3 protein-coding genes are annotated in these 1,598 nt (G+C 64.8%); all 3 read left to right on the top strand.

Features of this window, described 5'->3' with window-relative positions:
- Positions 1-93: 93 nt before the first annotated feature.
- The gene (locus tag ACP7B7_RS31590; protein ID WP_308921039.1) at positions 94-474 is read left to right on the top strand and encodes a transposase; all 381 of its coding nucleotides are present in this window, start codon (positions 94-96) and stop codon (positions 472-474) included.
- Positions 471-818, top strand: a complete 348-nt coding sequence (tnpB, locus tag ACP7B7_RS31585; RefSeq protein WP_070346880.1) for an IS66 family insertion sequence element accessory protein TnpB — start codon at positions 471-473, stop codon at positions 816-818. The genes ACP7B7_RS31590 and tnpB overlap by 4 nt, the downstream gene beginning before the upstream one ends.
- Before the next feature lie 29 nt (positions 819-847).
- A partial coding sequence (gene tnpC, locus ACP7B7_RS31580; protein WP_426079359.1) for an IS66 family transposase occupies positions 848-1,598 on the top strand: 751 nt, incomplete at its 3' end.

The raw sequence follows: 1,598 nt of genomic DNA, 5'->3' as shown, positions 1-1,598 counted from the left end.
GTAAGCGTCGTCCCACCGCCGTCTACCCTTGAGCATCGCACGATGCCATGATTGAATTTGGGACACAAATTGGTTGTGTCCACAAATTTATTTATGGACACAATCATTCAACCAGTTGCAATTAGGGCGAAACGCGGGCCGTATCGCCGTCACAGCGATGAATTCAAGCGTGCCGCTGTCGCACGTACGCAGGTCGATGGCGCCTCTGTCTCGCTGATCGCCCGCGAACTCAAGATCAACACCAATCAGTTGTTCAGTTGGCGCAAGCGTTTCGGTGACCAGGCGCTTGCCGGCGGCAATGCGCCAAGCCAGCTGGTGGCCGTCACAGTGCTCGACACCTTGCCCGCAAGTGCACCGGTCGCCAGCGTCCCGCCCGGCGTGATCGTGCTCAGCGTGGGCCAGGCCCAGCTGCGTCTGGAAGGCCAGGTCGACGCGACCACGCTGACGCTGTTGCTGGCGCGGCTACTGCCATGATCGGTTTGCCAGCAGGCACGAAGATATGGCTGGCCGCCGGCGTCACCGACATGCGTGCAGGCATGAACGGGCTGGCCGTCAAGGTGCAGGCGGCGCTGGCCGAAGACCCGTTCAGCGGCCACGTGTTCGTGTTTCGGGGGCGGCGCGGCGACATGCTCAAGGTGCTATGGTGGAGTGGTGATGGCCTGTGCCTGCTGTCCAAGCGGCTTGAGCGCGGGCGCTTCGTCTGGCCGCAGGCCGCCGACGGCAGTGTCGCCCTGACGCAGGCACAGCTGTCGATGCTGCTCGAGGGCATAGACTGGCGTCGGCCAGAGCGTACCTGGCGCCCGACAGCGGCCTTGTAAACGTCACGAACCTCGCGTAAACTCGGCCCATGCTCAACCCTGCCGACCTGCCCAACGACATCGATGCCCTGAAGGCATTGCTGTGGGCACGCGAGGTCGAAGTGGCGGGTTTGAAAGCGCAGTTGAATACCCGCGCCGCCGAGATCGAGCATCTGAAACTGCAGATCGCCAAGCTGCGGCGCATGCAGTTTGGCCGCAAGTCCGAAAAACTCGACCACCAGATCGAACAACTGGAGTTGCAGCTTGAAGACTTGCAGGCCGACGACGCCGAGGCCGAACGGGAGATGCCGGCAGCGGACCAGGCGCCGCGCAAACGGGCGGCACGCAAGCCTTTGCCCGAGCATCTGCCGCGTGATGAACAGCGCTACCTGCCTCCCGATGAAGCCTGCCCGTCCTGCGGCGGCAAGCTGCATCAACTGGGCGAGGACGTGGCCGAGCAACTCGAGTTCGTGCCGGCCAGCTTCCGCGTGATCCGTCACGTGCGCCCGAAACTGGCCTGCGGCGGCTGCGACGCCATCGTGCAGGCGCCGGCGCCAAGCCGGCCGATCGCCCGCGGTATCGCCGGTCCGGGCCTGCTGGCGCATGTGCTGGTGGCCAAGTTCGCGGATCACCTGCCGTTGTACCGGCAGTCGGTGATCTACGCACGCGAGGGTGTCGAGCTGGACCGGGCCCTGCTGGCCAGCTGGGTCGGCGCTGCCAGTGCGCTGCTGCGCCCGCTGGTCGAAGCGATCCGTCAACACGTACTGGCTGGCACCAAACTGCATGCCGATGACACGCCGG

It is taken from the genome of Janthinobacterium sp. PSPC3-1, assembly GCF_049896105.1.
Lineage (GTDB): Bacteria > Pseudomonadota > Gammaproteobacteria > Burkholderiales > Burkholderiaceae_D > Janthinobacterium.
The sequence above is the reverse complement of the archived record's forward strand: the minus strand, read 5'-3'. Positions and strand labels throughout refer to the sequence as shown.